This is a genomic window from Streptomyces sp. NPDC002643 (genome assembly GCF_053592555.1).
The window spans coordinates 62,172-79,345 of record NZ_JBSFVY010000004.1; the positions used below are offsets into that span (position 1 = coordinate 62,172).

The 17,174-nt window shown below is 71.9% G+C and carries 12 protein-coding genes; 5 read left to right on the forward strand and 7 right to left on the reverse strand.

Going from position 1 to position 17,174, the window contains the following annotated elements; translation table 11 throughout:
* Window positions 1-26: 26 nt before the first annotated feature.
* Window positions 27-1,667: a sensor histidine kinase gene (locus ACWD4G_RS07260; RefSeq protein WP_451291228.1), complete on the reverse strand. Its 1,641-nt coding sequence runs from the start codon at window positions 1,665-1,667 to the stop codon at window positions 27-29.
* A gap of 272 nt (window positions 1,668-1,939) precedes the next feature.
* Here ACWD4G_RS07260 and ACWD4G_RS07265 point away from each other — a divergent pair, with 272 nt between their 5' ends.
* The gene (locus ACWD4G_RS07265; RefSeq protein ID WP_451291229.1) at window positions 1,940-2,293 is read left to right on the forward strand and encodes an SH3 domain-containing protein; all 354 of its coding nucleotides are present in this window, start codon (window positions 1,940-1,942) and stop codon (window positions 2,291-2,293) included.
* A gap of 140 nt (window positions 2,294-2,433) precedes the next feature.
* On the opposite strand, the gene ACWD4G_RS07270 is transcribed toward ACWD4G_RS07265, so the two are convergent.
* The 4 genes from ACWD4G_RS07270 to ACWD4G_RS07285 form a co-directional block, all read right to left on the reverse strand.
* Complete coding sequence (locus ACWD4G_RS07270) at window positions 2,434-3,615, reverse strand: ABC transporter permease (RefSeq protein WP_451291669.1); 1,182 nt, start codon at window positions 3,613-3,615, stop codon at window positions 2,434-2,436.
* Window positions 3,616-4,082: 467 nt separating this feature from the next.
* Complete coding sequence (locus tag ACWD4G_RS07275; RefSeq protein WP_451291671.1) at window positions 4,083-4,883, reverse strand: ABC transporter ATP-binding protein; 801 nt, start codon at window positions 4,881-4,883, stop codon at window positions 4,083-4,085.
* A gap of 5 nt (window positions 4,884-4,888) precedes the next feature.
* Window positions 4,889-6,253 carry a peptidoglycan-binding protein gene (locus ACWD4G_RS07280; RefSeq protein WP_451291230.1) on the reverse strand — a complete coding sequence of 455 codons (1,365 nt, stop codon included), beginning with the start codon at window positions 6,251-6,253 and terminating at the stop codon, window positions 4,889-4,891.
* A gap of 2 nt (window positions 6,254-6,255) precedes the next feature.
* Window positions 6,256-6,840: a hypothetical protein gene (locus ACWD4G_RS07285; protein ID WP_451291231.1), complete on the reverse strand. Its 585-nt coding sequence runs from the start codon at window positions 6,838-6,840 to the stop codon at window positions 6,256-6,258.
* A gap of 163 nt (window positions 6,841-7,003) precedes the next feature.
* Between ACWD4G_RS07285 and ACWD4G_RS07290 the strand changes: the two genes are divergently transcribed.
* Window positions 7,004-9,610, forward strand: a complete 2,607-nt coding sequence (locus ACWD4G_RS07290) for a bifunctional FO biosynthesis protein CofGH (protein WP_451291232.1) — start codon at window positions 7,004-7,006, stop codon at window positions 9,608-9,610.
* 55 nt (window positions 9,611-9,665) lie between these two features.
* On the opposite strand, the gene ACWD4G_RS07295 is transcribed toward ACWD4G_RS07290, so the two are convergent.
* Window positions 9,666-10,208, reverse strand: coding sequence for a DUF2165 domain-containing protein (locus ACWD4G_RS07295; protein ID WP_451291233.1), 543 nt, complete (start codon window positions 10,206-10,208; stop codon window positions 9,666-9,668).
* 121 nt (window positions 10,209-10,329) lie between these two features.
* Between ACWD4G_RS07295 and ACWD4G_RS07300 the strand changes: the two genes are divergently transcribed.
* From ACWD4G_RS07300 to ACWD4G_RS07310, 3 genes are all read left to right on the forward strand, one after another.
* Window positions 10,330-13,431 (forward strand): tetratricopeptide repeat protein, encoded by a 3,102-nt coding sequence (locus tag ACWD4G_RS07300; protein ID WP_451291234.1) that lies wholly within the window; start codon window positions 10,330-10,332, stop codon window positions 13,429-13,431.
* Between the two features lie 271 nt (window positions 13,432-13,702).
* Entirely contained in the window at window positions 13,703-14,818 is a 1,116-nt protein-coding gene (locus ACWD4G_RS07305; protein ID WP_451291235.1) for an ADP-ribosylglycohydrolase family protein, read from the forward strand.
* Window positions 14,819-14,876: 58 nt separating this feature from the next.
* A complete protein-coding gene (locus ACWD4G_RS07310; RefSeq protein WP_451291236.1) occupies window positions 14,877-15,338 on the forward strand; it encodes a GNAT family N-acetyltransferase in 462 nt (153 codons plus the stop codon).
* Between the two features lie 197 nt (window positions 15,339-15,535).
* On the opposite strand, the gene ACWD4G_RS07315 is transcribed toward ACWD4G_RS07310, so the two are convergent.
* On the reverse strand, window positions 15,536-17,098 hold the full coding sequence (locus ACWD4G_RS07315; protein ID WP_451291237.1) for a sodium:solute symporter family protein: 1,563 nt from the start codon (window positions 17,096-17,098) through the stop codon (window positions 15,536-15,538).
* Window positions 17,099-17,174 lie beyond the last annotated feature (76 nt).

A 17,174-nucleotide genomic window follows, 5' to 3' on the forward strand; every position in this document is an offset into this window, starting at 1 on the left:
GCTTCCTCCTGACGCCCCGCCAGGGTTCAGCTTCCTCCTGACGGCCCGCCTCCCGGTGCCATGGGCAGCGCGACCGTGAATGTCGTGCCCACCCCGAGCTTGCTGCGCACCTCGATCGTCCCTCGGTGGTCGGTGACGATCTGGCGGGCGATGGACAGTCCCAGGCCGCTGCCGCCGGTCGCCCGGCCCCGGGAGGCGTCGGCCCGCCAGAAGCGGTCGAAGAGATGCGGCAGGTCCTCCTCCGCTATTCCCTTGCCGGTGTCCCGTATCTCGATGGCGGCCAGCTCACCCCGGGGGGTCAGGGCCAGGGTCACGGTGCCGCCCGTCGCGGTCGCCCGCAACGCGTTGCCGACCAGATTGCCGACGACCTGGCGCAGCCGGTCCGGGTCCGCGGTCACGAACACCGGCCGTGGCGCCCGCAGTTCGAGCGTGATGCCCGTCGCCTGGGCCTGGGCGTGGTGGGCGGTGCGGGCGGCCTCCAGCAGCTGCCTCAGGTCGACCTCGGCGGGGTGGTAGGTGAGGGTGCCGGCCTCCGCCAGCGCGAGGTCCTGGAGATCGTCCACGATCCGCTGTTGCAGCATCGCCTCCTCGTGCAGGGACGCCAGCAGCTCGGGGGTCGGTTCGACGACGCCGTCCCGCAGGGCCTCCAGATAGCCGCGCAGATTGGCCAGCGGGGTGCGCAGTTCGTGCGCGATATCACCCGTGAGGCGGCGCTGGCGCTCCTCCCCGGCCTGGATGGAATCGGCCATGCGGTTGAAGGTGCGGCCGAGTTGGGCGATCTCGTCCCGGCCGGAGGCGGGGACCCGGCGGCCGAGGTCGCCCTCGCCGAGCCCTTTCGCGGCCAGCGTCATGGCCCGGACCGGCCGGAGTACGGCCCTGCTCAGGAGCAGTGCCCCGAGGACGGCCGCGAGGGCGACCGCGACCGCCACCGCCACGGTGGGCGCGACGGCCAGGGTGGGCGGTGACTCGTTCTGGACGCCCAGGCGGATCTCCAGGCGCGGTGGGGCGACGGAAGCGGTCCGTTCGCCGAACACCCGCTGCAGACAGTCGATGAGCTGTCGCCCGGCCTCGCACGACCGGACCGCGTCGAGATCCCGCGAGGTCGGCGGGTTCGCGCCCGGCTCGGGCTCCTCGCACCGCGAGGGCCGCCGGTCGGCGCTGATCCGGGGTATCCCGAAGTCGTCCGCGACGGCCGTCACCTCCGCCCCGGCCCGGGTCAGACAGGCCGCGTACGCCACCGCCGCCCGGTAGTCGGTGATCGCCGTGGCGGTGAATTTCGTCGAGGTCTGGGGTGTCCAACCCTGCGGGAACCGCAGTACGGGGCGCGGGTCGACCAGGACCGGGGGCTGGCCGCTCAGCGCTCGGGGCTCACGGCCGGCGAGGGCGTCGGAGTCGGCGAGCAGGACGTCCGACTCCGTGATGACCCGGATGCGTTCACCGGTGTCCCGGGCGAGCGCGGCCACCGTGGGCGAGAGTCCTTCCCAGGTGCCGTGGGCGAATCCGTACGCGCGCAGTTCGCCGGTGATCCGGGAGACCTCCTGGCGGCCGGCCGTCACGGTCTCCTGGACCTGGCGATTGGCCTGGCGAAGCGTCAGCCAGGCGGTGGCGGAGGTGGCGGCCAGCGCCACCAGCATGAGCAGACCGAGAACGCGGAGCCGGAAACTCACCATTCCTCCTTCCATCGCTTGCCTTCCATCGCTTCCCGTCCGTTGCTTCCTATCCGCTGCTTTCCGTCCGTTGCTTTCCGTGCCTCCTTTCATTGTTTTCCGGATTTTGAAAGGGGTGTTATCGGCCAATGTCCTTCAGGAATATTCCATTCCATTCGTTCTGGTGATTGTCGGCCTCTCTCACATGAGTTTCGGCCAGTCCCGCAGGAATCATTTCTTCCGCTGAAATCGGGGGTGATCGTACATGCTCAGTCAACACAAGGGGGTTCATCATGAAACGACTCACAGCTCTCGTGCCCATGCTCGCGGCCGTCGCCGTGGCGGTTCCGCTGTCCCTGGCGACGCCGGCCGCCGCGCACGCGTCGTGCGGTACGTCGGTCTCGGACCGGGACGGCAGCGGGTGGGTCAGGTCGGCCAACGGGGTCAACATGCGCTCCGGTTCCAGCACCGGCTGTAGCAGCAATGGCATCGCCTACAGCAGCCACTCGCTGGACTACCACTGCTACACGGTCGGCAACGACGGCTACACCTGGACGTACACGAGAAACGACGCCACCGGTGTCTACGGCTGGATGCGTGACGACGTGCTGAGCGATGGTGGCAGCCTCGTGTACTGCGGCTTCTGACAGCCCGTTCAGCCCGTTCAGCCCGTTCAGCCCGTTCAGCCCGTTCAGCCCGTTCAGCCGGTTCAGCCGGTTCGATGAGCTGAGCACCACCTCGCGGTGACGCGACGGCAGGGGCGATCCCGAGCGGGTCGCCCCTGCCCTCAGGTGGCGGACAGCGCCTCGGTCGGGGACAGCCCGCTCGCGCGGACCGCCGGATACAGACCGGCGATCATGCCGATGACCAGGGTCGAGGCGATGCCCGCCAGGCTCGCCCAGGCCGGGACCACCGTCGGCCAGTCGCGGCTCAGGGCGTATCCCGCCGTGATCAGGGTGCCGAGGACCGTTCCGGCCAGACCGCCGATGAGCGACAGCAGCAGTGACTCCGTCACGAACTGCGTACGGATCTGGCCCTTGGTCGCCCCGAGGGCACGCCGCAGACCGATCTCCGAACGCCGTTCCAGTACCGAGATGACCATGGTGTTGCCCACACCCACACCTCCGACGAGCAGGGCGACCCCGCCGAGACCGAGCAGCAGCCCGGTCAGCGCCGACTCGGTGGCCTCGCGGGCCGCCAGCGCGTCGGAGGGCCGCGAGATCCGCACCTCGCCCGGCTTCTCGGGGTACGCCGTGGCCGGGAGCACCGCCCGTACCGCCGTGACCCGGCTGTCCTCCGCACGGACGTACACCGTCGACGGGTGGCCGTCGAAACGCAGATGGGTCCGGGCCGCCGGCCATCCGACCAGGGCGGCGCTGTCGAGTTCCGGCGCCAGCGGTACCGGATCGAGGACGCCGATCAGCGAGAACCAGCGACCGCCGAGCCAGACCCGGGTGCCCGGCGTGTACACATCGAGTCGCTGGGCGGCGGTGGCGCCGAGCACCACCGCCGGGTACTCGTCGGTCGCGGAGTCCAGCCAGCGTCCCGTACGGACCCGGCCGCCGACGGCCGGCAGGAGATCGGTGCCGGCCGCGAGAACGGTCAGGGAGCCGGTCCGGCCGATGGCGATGTGGTCGTTGCGGTAGATGTGCGCGTCGGTCGCGCCGGTGGCGGCCACCTGCCGCACCGGCGGGATACGACGGATCATCGCGACGGCCTCGTAGGGCAGTTCGGCCTGCTCTCCCGTGAGGGACTCGCCGGGAGCCACCCGCAGCAGATTCGTGCCGAGGGCGTCGAGCCGCCGGTCCACCTCCGCCTGTCCGGAGCCGGAGATGCCGACCACCGCGATCATCGCGGCGACACCGATGGCGATGCCGAGCGCGGAGAGGAAGACCCTCAGCGGACGGGTCCGCAGGCCCGTCCCGCCGAGCCGTACGAGATCCGCGGGCCCGAGCCGGGCGGCCTGCAGCCGGTCGCCGGATTCCTTCCCCCACCGGCGGCCGTTGCCACGGTCCCGCCCACGATCCGGCACCGCCGGAGGGGGCGCGTCGAGACGGCCGGGTGAGCTTTGGGAATCAGGTGGGTTGGGAGAGCCGGGGGTATCGGGGGACTCGGGTGGGTTGGCGGAGTGGGGTGACTCCGGCGGGTTGGTGGAGTCGGGTGACTCCGGCGGGTTGGTGGAGACGGCCGACTCCAGTCGGATGGGAGAGCCGGGCGAGCCCGGTGAGTTGGATGAGCCGGAGGCATCGGAGGCATCGGAGGCATCGGAGGACTCGGAGGACTCGGAGGACTCGGGGGACTCGGGGGACTCGGGGGACTCGGGGGACTCGGGGGACTCGGGGGTAGCGGGCGGGTTGGGTGAGTCGGGGGACTCGGCGGGGTTCGGTGAGTCGGGTGATTCCGGTTCCCGCCCAGGAGAGTTCGAGGCGCTGTGCGTCATCGGGACACCCCGGTCGCCGTCCCGGTTGCCGCGCCGGTAGCCGTCCCGGTCGTCGTCCCGGGCGTCGTCCCGGCCGTCGCCCCGGCCGACGTGTCGGCGACCACGCGTCCGTCGCGCATCTCGATGCGTCGCGGGAGTCGTGCCGCTATCTCACGGTCGTGCGTGATGACCACGACGGTGGTGCCGGCCGCGTGCAGTTCGCGCAGCAGGGCGAGTACGGCATCCCCCGACGCGGAGTCGAGGTTGCCGGTCGGCTCGTCCGCGAGCAGCACCGAGGGCTCGCCGACCACGGCACGGGCCACCGCGACCCGCTGCCGCTCGCCGCCGGAGAGCTGGTGGGGCAGATGCCGGACGCGGTGGCTGAGACCGACCCGGGCGAGCGCGGCCTCGGCCCTGGCCCGGCGGCGGCGCATCGGGACACCCGCGTAGAGCAGTCCGTCCGCCACCGAGTCCAGGACCGGGACCCCGACCGCGAGATGGAACTGCTGGAAGACGAAGCCGATCCGGGTGGCCCGCAGCGCGGAGACCTCGCGGTCGGACAGTTTCGCCACGTCGTAGCCGTCGACCAGGACCCGGCCCGCCGAGGGCCGGTCGAGGCTGCCCATGAGATGGAGCAGGCTGGACTTGCCGGAGCCGGACGGGCCGACCACCCCGACCAGTTCCCCGCGCCCGATCCGCAGACTCACCTCGCGGACCGCCGCCACTCCGCCCGGATACGTCTTGGAGACGGCATCGAACTCGACGACGGCCTTGGAGACGGCGTCGGCTTCGACGGCAGCCCGAGACCCGCCGCTCACTCCGCTCACTCCGGAATCCTCACCTTCAGTCCCGCGCGCACGGCGGAACCGCTCACTTCCACCTTGCCGTCGGCGAACAGCCCGGTCTTCACGGCGACGAAACCGCCGTCCGCCGTCTCCAGTCCATGGCCGCCCTCCGCCAGCGCCACCAGCGCGGCGACCGGGACGGCCAGCACGTCCTTCGCCTCGCGGCCGACGTACTCGACGGTGACGGGGCCGCTCTCCAGCCGCCCCACGGATTTCTGGTCCTCGATGGTGACGGTCACCGGCAGCGTCGCGCCGCCCTGCCCCGAACCGTCCTCGCCGGAACCGCCCTCGGGCGCACTGGCCTGTCTGCCCACCGACGCCACCTCACCCTTCACGGACCTGCCGTCGGGCAGCAGAACCCGGACGGCCGTTCCACGCACGGCCCAGAAGGAGTCGGAGGCCGAGGCGTTGACGACGACCTTGCGTGCCGTGCCGGTGTATGTGAGGGCGTTCTCACCGACGGCCTCGCCGAGCCGGACGCCCGGCCGGCCGATCCGCACCTTGCCGGCGGAGTAGATGACATCCCCGATGCCGACCGTCCCGGTCTCGGGCACCCCGAGCGACTTCTGCCAACGTTCGACCGCGTCGGCGGTCCTGATGGTGAACGTCTCGTCCACCGTGAAGCCGGTGAAACCGAGCGCGGCCAGGTTCGTCTCGAACTGCAGGACGTCCATGCCCTTGAGCTTCGGCGCGGCGGCGGTCCGGGTATCCGTCGGAGTCGGGGTCGGGGTCGGTGACGCGGAGGGGCCCGGGGCGGCGCCCTTGCCGGTCCCACCGGCCCCGGTCCCGCCGGCCGCGGGCTGCTCACCGGAAGCCCCGGTGCCTTTCGCGGTGTCGCCCCCGGACACGGCCTCGCCCCCGGACGGGGCCTCGTTCCCCGACGCGGTGTCGCCCCCCGACGCGGTCTCGCCCCCAGACGCGGTGGACGGCAGCCCCAGGTCCCGGTACATGGGCAGCGCCCCGTACAGCAGCACCACCGGCCGGTCGTCGGCACGCAACAGCGTCTCGCCCCGTTCCGCCGTGGTCCCCGCCTCGGGCAGCCAGGTCACGGTGCCGGTCGCCTTGACCGGCAGGGGTATCTCCGTGCCGTATCCCAACTGGCCGTCCACCTGGGTGCGTTCGGTCAGCGTCTCCCGGGTCACCGGAACCAGCGACCCGGTCCGGGGCGGTGCGCCCGGCCCCTCGTCCTCGCCGCCGCCGAGCCCCAGGGCGCCCACCACGGCGACCGCCGCCACCGCGACCACGGCACAGGCGATCAGTGCCGCCCGCCGCCCGCGTCTGCCGTGGGGCGGCTCGGAGGCGGCCTGGGGCTCGTCCTCGATGTGCGTCACCGCGTTCGCCACGATCAGCCCTTGCCCGGACTCGGGGTCGCCGGGACGCCCACGATCGGCCCGCAGATCCGGATGGCCCGCTTGGCGCCCGCCGAGCTCTGGTCCCATTCACCCTGTCCGAGACCGTCGGGGCCCGGGTCGGGGAAGTCGGGCGCCCCGTTCTCCTGCATGCACTTCGCGTAGTCCTGCTTCACCTTGATCTGCGCGGGGGTCAGCTCCGCCTGGTTGCCCTTCTCGATGCTCTCGGGCACCGCCACCACGAACTCGGCGCACTTCTCCGAGGCGGCCAGGAACTTCGGGTCCTTCTTCAGGGCCGCGTTGTCACCGAAGTCGATGTTTCCCTTGTCGTCCGGGTCCGGAGCGTCGACCCCGTTCTCCCGCAGACACTTCACATACTCCCGCTGTGCCTTCACATAGGCGGCCACGTCGTCCCCGCCGCTCTCCCCGCCGCTCTCCCCGTCCGTGCCGGCGGACGGTGTGACGGCGCCGTCGCTCGCGGCGGACGGGATCTCCGAGCCGCCCTCGTCGCCGCCGCAGCCGGCAAGGGCCAGCGTCATGACCGAAGCCACCGCGGCCAGCAGTACCCGATTCGTCCTCACCGGTTCCCCGTCCTCCTGTCGGAGGTTCCCCGCCCTCCTGCCGGACCCGTCCGCGGCCGCGGCGGGCGGACCGACCGTAGGACGGAACCGATGAAGAACTCTTGAAGAACCTGTCAGCTGCCCGTGCGACGGCACGGAAACAACTCGCTCGTATGCTCGACCAATGACGACGCCCGCGAACTCCGGAACCGGCCCCACCGACAACGCCATGCGACGCGCGTTGAAACGGGCTCGGGACGGGGTCGCGCTCGATGTCGGTGAGGCGGCCGTGTTGCTGCGGGCGCGTGGTGCGGCGTTGGCGGACCTGGTGGCGTCCGCCGGGCGGGTGCGGGACGCGGGGCTCGCCCAGGCCGGGCGGCCCGGGGTCATCACGTACTCGAAGAGTGTGTTCATCCCCCTCACCCGGCTCTGCCGCGACAAGTGTCACTACTGCACCTTCGTCACCGTCCCGGGCAAGCTGCGCCGCGCCGGGCACGGGATGTTCATGTCGCCCGACGAGGTGCTGGACGTGGCCCGCAAGGGCGCCGCCCTCGGCTGCAAGGAAGCCCTCATCACCCTCGGCGACAAGCCCGAGGACCGCTGGCCGGAGGCCCGGGAGTGGCTGGACGCGCACGGCTACGACGACACCATCGCGTACGTCCGGGCCATCTCCATCCGGATTCTGGAGGAGACGGGACTCCTGCCTCACCTCAACCCGGGCGTCATGACCTGGACCGACTTTCAGCGGCTCAAGCCCGTCGCGCCGAGCATGGGCATGATGCTGGAGACCACCGCCACCCGGTTGTGGTCCGAGCCCGGCGGGCCGCACCACGGCTCCCCGGACAAGGAGCCCGCCGTACGGCTGCGGGTGCTGGAGGACGCCGGGCGGTCGTCGGTGCCGTTCACCTCCGGGATTCTGCTCGGGATCGGGGAGACGTACGAGGAGCGCGCGGAGTCGCTGTTCGCGCTCCGCAAGATCTCCCGCGCCTACCACGGCATCCAGGAACTGATCATCCAGAACTTCCGCGCCAAGCCCGACACGGCGATGCGCGGGATGCCGGACGCCGAACTCGACGACCTGGTCGCCGCCGTCGCCGTCGCCCGGCACATCATGGGGCCCGCCGCCAACATCCAGGCCCCGCCCAACCTCGTCGACAGCGAGTACGAACGGCTCATCGCGGCCGGTATCGACGACTGGGGCGGGGTCTCCCCGCTCACCATCGACCACGTCAACCCCGAACGCCCCTGGCCGCAGATCGAGGAGCTGGCCGAGCGGTCGCGGGCCGCCGGGTTCGAGCTGCGGGAACGGCTGTGCGCGTACCCGGAGTTCGTGACGCGCGGTGAGCCCTGGCTCGACCCCCGGCTGCTTCCGCACGTACGGGCGCTCGCCGAGCCGGGGACGGGGCTGGCGCGGCAGGACGCCGTCGTGGAAGGGCGTCCCTGGCAGGAGCCCGACGAGGTGTTCGTCGCGTCCGGCCGCGTCGATCTGCACACCTCCATCGACACCCAGGGGCGTACCGGCGACCGCCGGGAGGACTTCGACTCCGTCTACGGCGACTGGGGCGCGCTGCGGGAGGCCGCCGCGCCCGGTATGGCTCCCGATCCCGGCCGTGTCGACCCCGAGCGCATCGACACCGACGTACGGCAGGCGCTGCGCGTCGCCGCCGACGACCCGACCCGCCTCACCGACGCCGAGGCCCTGGCCCTGCTGCACGCGGACGGGCCCGCACTGGACGCGCTCTGCCGTATCGCGGACGACGTACGCCGGACGGCCGTCGGCGACGACGTCACCTACATCGTCACCCGCAACATCAACTTCACCAACGTCTGCTACACCGGCTGCCGTTTCTGCGCCTTCGCGCAACGCCGCACCGACGCCGACGCGTACACGCTCTCCCTGGACCAGGTCGCCGACCGGGCCCAACAGGCGTGGGACGTAGGGGCGGTGGAGGTGTGCATGCAGGGCGGTATCCATCCGGATCTGCCCGGCACGGCGTACTTCGACATCGCGAAGGCCGTCAAGACCCGGGTCCCCGACCTGCACGTCCACGCCTTCTCACCCATGGAGGTCGTCAACGGGGCCACCCGCACCGGGATGTCCATCCGCGAGTGGCTGGCCGCCGCCAAGGAGGCCGGGCTCGGGTCCATCCCCGGCACCGCCGCCGAGATCCTCGACGACGAGGTCCGCTGGGTCCTCACCAAGGGCAAGCTGCCCACGGCCACCTGGATCGAGGTGGTGACGACCGCCCACGAACTCGGCATCCGCTCCTCCTCGACCATGATGTACGGCCATGTCGACCAGCCACGCCACTGGCTCGGCCATCTGCGGACGCTGGCCCGTATCCAGCAACAGACCGGCGGCTTCACGGAGTTCGTGACCCTGCCGTTCATCCACACCAACGCGCCCGTCTATCTGGCGGGTATCTCCCGCCCCGGCCCCACGATGCGCGACAACCGCGCGGTCACGGCCATGGCCCGGCTGCTCCTCCACCCGCACATCCCCAACATCCAGACCAGTTGGGTCAAGCTGGGGACCGAGGGCGCGGCCGAGATGCTGCGGTCGGGCGCCAACGACCTGGGCGGCACCCTGATGGAGGAGACCATCTCCCGCATGGCGGGCTCGTCGTACGGCTCGTACAAGTCGGTCAAGGACCTCATCGCCGTCGCGGCGGCGGCAGGCCGGCCCGCGAGGCCGCGTACGACGCTGTACGGGCCGGTGCCGGAGGAGCGCCGGCGCGCGGCGGCGGCGTCGGACGGCCATCTGCCGGAGCTGCTGCCGGTGCTGGACTGAGGGGGCGCGGGGCGGGGCCGGGTCCGCCGTGACCAGGCCCCGCGCCGAAGTCGCCCTAGCCGTCCGTCCGTTCGTTCGCCGGCAGGTACGTCACCACGAGGACCACGGCGCTGAGGAGGAAGACGCGGAGGGCGGCGTCCAGGCCGTTCCAGTCGCCGGACTGCCACATCACGAACCACTCCCCGCCGATGGCGATGAAACCGGCGCCGAAGAGGAGGAGGACCATCAGGAGGCCGAGGGTGCTGTAGCGGCGGGCGGTGTGGAGGGGGCCGCGGCCGCGCAGGGCCGTCGTCCAGAAGTAGGTCGCGGCGATGAGGAGCAGCGCGGAGACCGTCTCCCAGATGATGATCAGGACGTACGCCGTGTTCTGGACGCCCTTCGACTCGATCGCCCGCCACATCAGGTCCTCGTCCTTGAACGTGGTGTCCATGGCGAACACATGCTGGACGAACTGCTGGTTCGTACCGAAGTCGGTGATGTTGCTGAACGCGACGAGCGCCATGTAGAGGGCGACCGTGCCGACGAGGAGCGTCGAGGCGAGGGGGAGGGGGCGGGCGAGGGAGAGGAGGGAGCCACGGGAGGTCTGTTTTTCAGCCATGGTCCAACTATGTGTGTCGCGCGGGGGTCAACCCCAGTTGTTTTTCGGCGCGTTGGGTACGTCCCATGGGTACGTCCCATGGGGATGTCATGACTGGTGGAGGAGTGCTGTGGTGCGGGGCATGGGGCGTGGGCAGTCGTCGGGCGTTCCCACGATGAGGGAGCTGATCCGGCGGCGTACCCGGCAGGGCTTTGTCGGCCGTACCGCCGAACGCGCGGCCTTCCGCGCCACCTTCGACCTCCCCCTCGAAGACGAACGCCGCCGCTTCCGCTTCCACGCCCACGGCAACGCCGGCATCGGAAAGACCTTCCTGGTACGGGAGTTGGAGCAGATCGCCCGGGAGTGCGGGGCGCTCACCGCGTACGTCGACGACGGCGTGGGGAGCGTGGTGGAGGCGATGGCGGTCGTCGCGGACCGGTTCGCCCGTGAGGGGCGGCGCCTCAAGGAACTGGAACGGCTGCTCGCCACGCATCACGAACGGCGGTACGAGGCGGAGTCGGCGGCGGCGCGGGCCTGGGCCGAGGCGGGGGAGGACGGGGAGGGGCGAACTGTCGAGGGCGGGCCCTCCGCGGTCAGTATGGCGGCGGCTCGGGCGACCCTCGTGGCGCTGGGCCTCGTACCGGTGGTGGGGCCGTTCGCGGGTGCCGTCGATCCGGCTCAACTCGCCCGGCAGGCCGACCGGTTGCGGCCCACCGGGCTCGGCGGGGCCCGTGCGCGCGGTGACCGGGACGCCGAGCTGCTGCTCGCGCCCGAGCGGGTGCTGACGCCGGTGCTGCTGGAGGAACTGGCCGGGGTGGCCGCCGAGGTGCCGTGGCTGGTGCTGCTCTTCGACACCTACGAGCGGACCGGCCCCTTCCTGGACCCCTGGCTCCACGACATCGTCATCGGCGACCGCTACGGCGCCCTCCCCGGCAACGTCGTCCTCGTCACCGCCGGCCAACTCCCCCTCGACACCGGCCGCTGGGCGGGCCTCACCGACTTCGTCCTCGAACTGCCGCTCCGCCCGTTCACGGAGACCGAGTCGCGGGGGCTGCTGGCGGCGAAGGGCGTGCTCGCGGAGCCGGTGGTCGCCGAGGTCCTGCGGCTCACGGGCGGCCTGCCCCTGCTGGTCTCCACCCTCGCCGAGTCCCGCCCCACCGGCCTCGACGACCTCACCGACGCCGGCGACCCGAGCGCGACCGCCGTGGACCGCTTCCTGAGGTGGGAACGGGACCCCGTACGCCGGGCCGCCGCACTGACCTGCGCATTGCCCCGCTGGCTGGACGCGGAGGTGTTCCGCGCGGCGGTGGACGAGGCCGCCGACGGCGGCGAGGGGCCCGGTGCGGCCGAGGAGTTGTTCGGCTGGCTGCGCGGGCTGCCGTTCGTGACCGACCGGGGAGACCGGGTCGTCTACCACGACGTCGTACGAACCCCCATGTCCCGCCTCCAGCGACTCCGCGCACCCCGGGCATGGACGGAACGGCACCGGGGGTTGGCGACGGCGTTCGGACGATGGCGGGTGGAGAGGGAAGCGGACCTGCGGCGGGATGCGGAGACGGGGGAGGCCGCAGGGCGGTTGGGCGCCGGTGGCGATGCGGGTGCGGGCGCCCGTGCGGGCGCCGGAGGCCGTGGGGACGCCGGGCGGTTGTGGGCCGACGCCCGCTGGCGGGAACTGCGGCTGGCGGAGACGTACCACCTGCTGTGCGCGGGGGAGCGGGGCGCGCTGGACGGGGCGTTGCGGGACGTCGTGGACGCGTGCGGCGAGGGCGGGGACGTCGCCCGCCGCTGGGCCGAGACCCTGACCCAGGCGGGCCGGGACGCCGACGACGAGCACACGGGCCGATGGGGGGACGACCTGCTGACCGCGTTGGAGCGGGGCGGTGGAGGAGGCGGCGACATGGCCGGGGGCGAGGCCGGTCGTGCGACATTCGGCGGCGGTCAGGCGGGGCCTGGCGGTGGCTATGCGGCGCCGGGCGGCGGTCAGGCGGGACTCGGTGGCGTTCATGTGGCGCCCGGCGGCGGTCACGCGGCGCCCGGCGGTCACGCGGCGCCCGGTGGCCATGCGGCACCTGATGGTCAGGCGGCACCTGATGGTCAGGCGGGACCCGGTGGCGGTCAGCCGGACCTTGGCGGGCATCACGCGGCGCCTGGCGGCGGTCACGCGGCCACCGGCGGACCTGGCGGGCCCGGCGGACCTGGAACCAGCTCCAGCCCCGAAGCCGGCCCCAGCCCCAGCCCCAGCCCGGGAGCCACCCCCACGCCCACCCCCGGCATCGGCGGCGGTATCCACGACGCCCTCGGGCTGCTCATCCTCCGTGCCGGTCTCGGCCCCCGGCGGGAAGCGTTCGCTCGGGCCCTTCGGGCGCGGGAGTTGTCCCGTGGCGAGGCGTACGAGGCCGCCGTGGGCGAGTACGACCTCGCCCTCGGTCTCGACGCCGAGCTGGTCACGGCGTACCGGGGCCGGGCCGTCGTACGGGCCCGTACCGGTGATCACGCGGGTGCCGTCGCCGACCTCGACCGGGCCGACGCGCTCGCCCCCGACGACGCCGAGACCCTCATGCTGCGCGGCGACCACCAGCGCCTCCTCGGCCACCTGGACGCCGCCGCCGACGATCTCGACCGGGCCGTGGCCCTGGCCCCCACCCGCCGTTCGACGTGGGCCTCGCGGGGCGCCGTACGGCAGGCGCAGGGCCGGCTCGACGAGGCGCTCGCCGACCTGGACCGCGCCCTGGAACTCGACGGCTCCTACGTGTGGGCCCTGGTGCGCCGGGCGCGCGTACGGCGGGCCCGGGGCGAGCGGGAGCGGCAGTTGGCCGATCTGCGCCACGCCGCCGCCCTCGCCCCGGACGTCCCCTGGGTACTGTGCGAACGGGGCGACGCCCTGCGTGCCGCCGACCGCGACGAGGAGGCCCTCGTCGACTACGACCGGGCCCTCGCGCTGGACCCCCTCTACGCCTCCGCGTACGCCAGCCGAGGCGTCAGCCGTTTCCGGCTCGGCCGCCACGAGGACGCCCTCACCGACCTGGACACCGCCCTGGCGCTCCTGCCGGGTTATGCCTGGGCGCTCCGCCACCGCGCCGCCCTCCACCTCGAACTCGGCGACCCAGCAAGGGCGTTGACCGACGCGGACGCCGCCCTCGCCCTCCGCCCCGACGACTCATGGCTCCAGGACGTACGCGAGCGGGCGGCGGCCGCCACCGCCGAGACGGCGCCCCGGCCGGACAACCACACGGCCGGCGGGTGACATGCCCGAATCCGTCACCGCCGCCCCCGAATCCTCCTGAAGTCGGCCCCCGGGACGTCGTACAGACTCTGCCAGTACCTTGTCTGTTCACATCCGATCGGTGTCGCGGCCGGGGGGCGGGAATCGGCGGCGACAACCGGGCGATCGTGCTTTCCGAGAGGGCTGAACGGACCGTTCCCGTTCGATTACAGTGCTGGACTGGTCGGGGGGTACGGGCGTACGGATGTACTTACGTACTGACGTACGTCGTGGTGCCGTGAGGGAGGCCGGGGTGGGTGCGACAGTCGGTGCCGTGTGGGGGCGGAGCGAGCAGCAGGACTTCCGCAGCCGGGTGCGCGGAACACTGCTGGGCGCCGCCGTCGGCGACGCCCTGGGCGCGCCGGTCGACGAGCTGACACCGGCCGAGATCGTCGAGACGTACGGCCCGGAGGGCCTGGCCGACATGGCCCCCGCCTACGGCAGACGTGGCGCCGTCACCGATCTGACCCAGCTGACGCTGTTCACGGTCGACGGTCTGGTCCGCGCCCAGGTGCGCAGGGACACCGGCGCCTGGCATCCGCCGACGGATCTGCACCGCGCGTATCTGCGCTGGGCGGCCACCCAGCGCGACTGGGGCCCCGACGAACGCCGCAAGGACGACGGTTGGCTGGCCCGCGAGGAATGGCTCTACGCCCGCCGTGACCCGTCCCGCGCCTGTCTGCTCGGCTTCGGCGACGACACGATGGGCACCCTCGACGCCCCCAAGAACCCCGGTGAGGCGGGGGCGGAGGCGGCGGCCCGTTCGGCCCCGTTCGGGCTGCTCGTCGGCTGGGAGCCGCAGCTCGTCTTCCAACTCGCCGTGGAGTGCGCGGCCCAGACCCACGGTCACCCCACGGCGTATCTGGCGGCCGGTTCGTACGCGGTGATCGTGCACGCGCTGGCGCGCGGGGAGAGCCTGGACGCCGCCGTACAGAAGACCCTCGTCCTGCTGGCCGCGCGCCCGGGCAACCAGCCCGTCGCCGACGCCCTCCAACAGGCCCTCACCGCCGTACGCCAGGGCCCGCCCTCGGCGGTCGTCGTGGAGGCCCTCGTCGGCAACGCCACCGCCGACCGCCTCCTCGCCATCGCCATCTACTGCACCCTCGTGGGCGAGGACATACGCCACGGCCTCTGCCTCGCCGTCAACCACAGCGGCCCCTCCGCCACCGCCGGCGCCCTCACCGGCGGCCTCCTGGGCGCCCTCCACGGCGAGACGGCGCTGCCCCCGGCCTGGCTGGCGGAGTTGGAGGGCCGCCCGTCCCTCCTCGTCCTCGCCGACGACTTCGCCCTGGAGATGACCCAGGGCCCGGCCCTGCACGGGCCCGGCGGGGCGTCACCGGGGTGGCTGGCGAGGTATCCGCGAGCGTGAACGGTGACCCGCCGGGCCCCGCCGAAGAGGCCGGACGGGGCCGGGTAACGTGCCGATCATGGCGGACTGGAAGCTACGGCAGGCGCGGCCCACGGACATCGAACCCCTCGTGGAGCTGCGGGCCGTCGTCATGCGACCCGATCTCGAACGCCTCGGCCGCTACGATTCCCACCGCGTCCGCCAGCGCCTGCGCGACGCCTACGACCCCGCCCACACCTGGATCATCGAGGTCGACACCGCCCTCGCCGGCTGCGTGGCCCTGCGCCCGACGCCGGAGGCCCACTGGCTGGAGCACTTCTACCTCGCCACCGAATTCCAAGCCAGCGGCATCGGCACGGCCGTACTCCAGCACCTGCTGGCCCGCTGCGACCAACAGAACCTGCTGGTCCGCCTGAACGTCCTCCAGGGCAGTCCCGCCCGCCGCCTCTACGAACGGCATGGCTTCACCCTGGAGACCGAGGACGAGGTGGATGTGTTCATGCGGCGCGAGCGTGGTGGTGGCGGAGTGGTCGCCCAATAGCTCGGGGGGTGGGGGTTGTGGGGCGGCTGCGGGTGGTGTGTGGTTGCTCGCGAAGTTCCCCGCGCCCCTTAAAAGCAGGGTGCCTGCGCCAAGTTTTGAGGTGCCGCAGGCACCAAAGGGGCGCGGGGCGATGTCGACGTGCGGCTCCGCCGCGTGGGCGCGACCAGCCCCCACCCACCCGCACACGCCCCGCAACCTCAACCCCCCGAGCTCTCCCGCGCACTCACCCCAACCTCCGCCCCACCCCGGCCGTATCCGTCCCCGTCCCCATCGGTATTGATCTTCTCGATGAGCGCAAGGCGTTCCGGCGTGTCCTCGGGCTTGATGTAGCCGATGACGATGTACAGGACGAGGGAGACGGCCAGCGGGATGGAGACCTGGTACTGGAGGGGGACGCCGCCGTCGATGTTCCAGTGGATGGGGTAGTTGACCAGCCAGAAGGCGAACAGACCGCAGGCCCAGCTGGTGAGGGCCGCCGTCGGCCCGGAGCGGCGGAACGGCCGGAGCAGACCGAGCATCATCGGGATCGCCATCGGGCCCATCAGACCGGCCACCCACTTGATGACGACGGTGATGATGTCCTTGAAGGCGGGGGAGTTGACCTGGGTCGCCGCCGCCATCGACAGTCCGAGGAAGACCACCGTCGTCACCCGGGCCACCCGCAGCCCCTGCCCCTCCGTCCACGTCCGCGCCCGACGCCAGATCACCGGCGCGCAGTCACGGGTGAAGACGGCGGCGATGGCGTTGGCGTCGGAGGAGCACATGGCCATCGTGTGGGAGAAGAACCCGACGATGACCAGCCCCAACAGCCCGTGCGGCAGCAGCTGTTCCGTCATCAGGGCATACGAGTCCGATCCGTCGCCCTTCTCCGACGTCACCAGCAGCGGTGACATCCACATCGGGAAGAACAGCACCAGCGGCCACACCAGCCACAGGATCGCCGACAGCCGGGCGGAGCGCTCGGCCTCGTACGGCGTCGGCGTGGCCATGTACCGCTGGGCCTGGTTGAGCATGCCGCCGTTGTACTCGAAGAGCTTGATGAAGAGGAACGCCAGCAGGAAGACCGTGCCGTAGGGGCCGACCAGTGGTTCGGCGTGGCCCTGGAGCTTCGGGTCGTCCCAGACGCCGAAGAAGCCGCCGTGGTCGTCGAGTTTGCCGACGACGGCGATGAACATCGCGATCCCGGCGAGGAGTTGGATCGCGAACTGGCCCAGTTCGGTCAGGGCGTCGGCCCACAGACCGCCGATCGTGCAGTAGATCGCGGTGATGCCGCCGGTGATGAGGATGCCCTGGTTGAGGGAGATCCCGGTGAACACGGACAGCAGGGTCGCGATCGCGGCCCACTTGGCGCCGACGTCCACGATCTTGAGCAGCATCCCGGACCACGCCAACGCCTGCTGCGTACCCAGGTTGTAACGGTTCTTCAGATATTCGAGCGGGGACGCCACATGCAGCCGGGACCGCAGCCGGTTGATACGCGGTGCGAAGAGCTTCGAGCCGATCGCGATGCCCAGGGCGATGGGGAAGGACCACGTCACGAAGGACGTCACGCCGTAGGTGTACGCGATACCGGCGTATCCGGTGAACATCACCGCGCTGTAGCCCGACATGTGGTGCGAGATGCCGGAGAGCCACCACGGCATCTTGCCGCCGGCGGTGAAGAAGTCACTGACGTTGTCCACCCGCTTGTGCGACCAGACACCGATCACGACCATCACACCGAAGTATCCGATGAGCACGGCCCAGTCGAGACTGTTCATGGGCCCCCTTCCAGGGTCCGCCGCCAGGGTCAGGCATGTGAACTGTGAATTCCGTGGCATGTCTGCGGCAAGGAAG